The following is a 2,960-nucleotide window of genomic DNA, read 5'->3' as shown; positions in this document are numbered from 1 at the left end:
CGTTCTGGCAGCCGCCGTTGCCGTCCAGGACACCCAGGCCGCCGCCGCCAAGTAGCGGTCCTCGACCCGGCGTCCACCGCACCCGGGCCGCACATGCGAAAGACCCCGGCGTCCATCACGCCGGGGTCTTTCGCGTAGCCGGGACCCGCCCGGCCTGCCTCTCCCGGCTCCGGGCCGGGACGCCGGCGGCAGGCCCGAGCATCACCTGCGCTCGCCTACCGCATTTCTGCCTGCTTCATCCCGGGTGCTTCCGCCGCCACCGGCGGCCCGCCCCGAACCGGCCGCCGCCCACACCGAAGCGAGTTGACTCGCCGGCACATGGACTGGCTGAGGCAACTCACTTCTTCGACGGCCTCCCACGGGATACAGCCGGAGATCCCGTACAGGCGTGCTGGCGTACGGGCCTGGTCCACTGCTCGGTCGGGCCGGCGGCGTGACCGCAGGCCCCCCGCCGCATCCGACGCCGGGTGCCAACCGGACCCGGGCCTGCGCTGCGCAGAATCGCCGTCGAACCCGGGCGTCGTACTCCGAGGTCAGTGCAGCCAGTCGGCGGGCAGGGACGACGAGGATCTCGAGCCCCAGTGCCGGGGCGACGGCGTCATGTGCCGGGACGCGGCGTGCGGTGGCGCGGCCGGGTGTGGTGTCGAGGCGGGGCGGGGGAAGTTCGCGGGTTCCGGCGTCGGCGCCGCCACGCTGTGACCAGGCGCGGCGGGACCGCCCCTCGGCCCGAGCAGCGCACCGGAGCCGGCGGGCAGCGCGGGCGGGTCGGGCAGATCCGACCGGTTGCGCATGCTGCGTGGCAGCGGCATCGGTACCGGCATCGGAGCCGGATCGGCCGTGCCGGTGGTGGCCGATGTCGTGGACGCCGCCCACAGGTCGACCTCGACGATGATCTCGCCGTTCTCGGAGGACATCCGCAGCCGGCCGCCGTGGACCTCCACCAGCCGCCGCACCACGTAGAGCCCCATGCCGGCGCCGTCGGTCTGCCGGGTCGCCGTTCCGTCCCGCTGGGTGAACGGCTCGAAGAGCTGGCGGATGGTCGCCGGGTCGAGATCCGGACCGGGGTTGCGGACCCGCAGGACGACCTCGTCGCCGACCCGGCCCGCGATGAGCCGCACCGGGGCGCCCGGCCAGGAGTGCACCAGCGCGTTGTCCACAAGGTTCGCCACGACCTGGTGCAGCGCCTGGCGGGCCATCCGCACCGGGAGCTGGGGCGGCAGGTCGACCGTCACGCTGCTACCGGCGTAGTTCAGGCTCGCGATCACCTCGCGCACGACCTCGGGCAGGTCGGCGGCGGTGGTGTCGTCGGTGCCGGTGGCCGTGGCGGCCGTCAGCATGTTCTCCAGCAGCCTGGACAGGCGGTCCGAGTAGGTGACGGCCGAGTCGAGCATGTCGTCGAGCTGGGCGTCGGAGAGGCGGTCCCGGCGGCGCCTGATCGTGAGCAGGGTCCCCCGGATGCCCGTCAGCGGCGTCCGGAACTCGTGCGAGACCGTGGCGACCAGGTCGCTGCGGATGCGGTCGGTCTCCTCCAGCCGGGCCATGAGGCTCTGCTGGCCCTCGTAGAGCTGCTGGCGGTAGTCCTCCACCCGCCGACGGGACTGCTCGTTGTAGTGCCAGAAGACCATCTGGGCACCGGCCAGGGCGAAGATGAAGCCGGCGTGGAGCCCTGCCAGGAGCAGGGCGTTGTCCATCCGCGACGCGGCCTCGTCGGTGATCAGGTCGCCGATCGCGAGGATGGCGAGGAAGACGAAGGCGATGGCCAGCAGGTAGACGGTCCAGTCCTCGTAGAGCGCGATGAGCGCGACCACCACGAAGAAGTGGAAGTACATCGGGGTCAGGCCGTCGGAGAGATGCACGAAGACGACCGAGCAGCACAGCAGGCCGAGGCTCGCGGCCAGCGCGCGCACCCGCCGCATGCCGGGGGCCAGCGCGGCCGCGAACAGCAGCGCCGGCGGGCTCGCCGCCAGCAGGCCGTGCGGGAGGCTGTGGTCGCGCCACAGCGCGTACCCGACGATGGCCGGAAGGTGCAGGGCCAGAACCCAGCACATCAGCGCGTGGCGGGCGGCCCAGTCCTCGGTCGGCAGGCCGCGGCCGCGGGGGAACCACGCGACGGGACCGCGGAGCACGGCGTCGGCGGTCGCCGCGGCCAGCCCGGCATCCGCCGCGGGTGACCGGGACGACCGAGACTTCTCGAGCCGCCGGGCGGCGCGCCCGACGTGGGCGCTGCCGTGACGGCGGCGCGCCCGTTCGGGCATGGAGGGGCTGGCGGAGGACATCCGAGCAAGTTTCTCCCGTTCCGGCCTTGGAGCACCATGGCTGTCAAGGGTGGTGTCGTATGACGACTATGCCCAGCTTTGACTAGGCCATCTGTACCACCTGGTAACGGGCTCAAAGAAGCATGGCGCACATACCGCGGTTCCCGACAGGCTGTGGTCCGCGAGGTGGCCCCAGGACGGCCACCCGCGGAGGAGGACTCGTGCCCCCAGTGGCCCTGACTACCGCGACCGCCCCCGTCCGCATCACCCAGGCGGTGCCACAGCCTGCGGAGACCTTCGCTGACGGCTGCGCCCCGGCCTCGCTCACCACCCGTCCCGTGCTGCGTCTGGTCGGCTCGGAGCCGGTCGGCTCGTCCGAGGCTGCCGAGGAGGTCGTCCACGGTTGGGGCGGCCCGAGCACGTGCAGCTGCCGCCCCTGCGCCATGGCCCGCCACCCCGCGGCCATGCCCCGCCTGCGCGTCGTTGACTAGTCCTTCGCCCGCTTCCGACCCCACCCGCTGACGGCAGTCCGGCTGACGGCAGTCCGGCGACCCGAGGTCCACCGGGACACCCGCCAGCACCGGCACGCCACCGGACATCACTGGCACTCTGCACGCCGCCGGCACTCCGATGCCACCGGCACGCTGTCCGCGCCTCCGGCGCACCCGTCGCGGCGGACTCGTACCGCCCGCACCGTTCCACCCC

2 protein-coding genes are annotated in these 2,960 nt (G+C 73.2%); one reads left to right on the top strand and one right to left on the bottom strand.

Annotated elements, in window-relative coordinates; genetic code table 11:
* Nucleotides 1–533 precede the first annotated feature (533 nt).
* On the bottom strand, nt 534–2,276 hold the full coding sequence (locus tag FMEAI12_RS34440; RefSeq protein WP_112109250.1) for a HAMP domain-containing sensor histidine kinase: 1,743 nt from the start codon (nt 2,274–2,276) through the stop codon (nt 534–536).
* 200 nt (nt 2,277–2,476) lie between these two features.
* On the opposite strand from FMEAI12_RS34440, the gene FMEAI12_RS34435 reads away from it, so the two are divergent.
* Nucleotides 2,477–2,746: a hypothetical protein gene (locus FMEAI12_RS34435; RefSeq protein ID WP_165938593.1), complete on the top strand. Its 270-nt coding sequence runs from the start codon at nt 2,477–2,479 to the stop codon at nt 2,744–2,746.
* Nucleotides 2,747–2,960: the final 214 nt, after the last annotated feature.

It is taken from the genome of Parafrankia sp. Ea1.12 (assembly GCF_900465275.1).
Lineage (GTDB): Bacteria > Actinomycetota > Actinomycetes > Frankiales > Frankiaceae > Parafrankia > Parafrankia soli.
The sequence above is the reverse complement of the archived record's forward strand: the minus strand, read 5'-3'. Positions and strand labels throughout refer to the sequence as shown.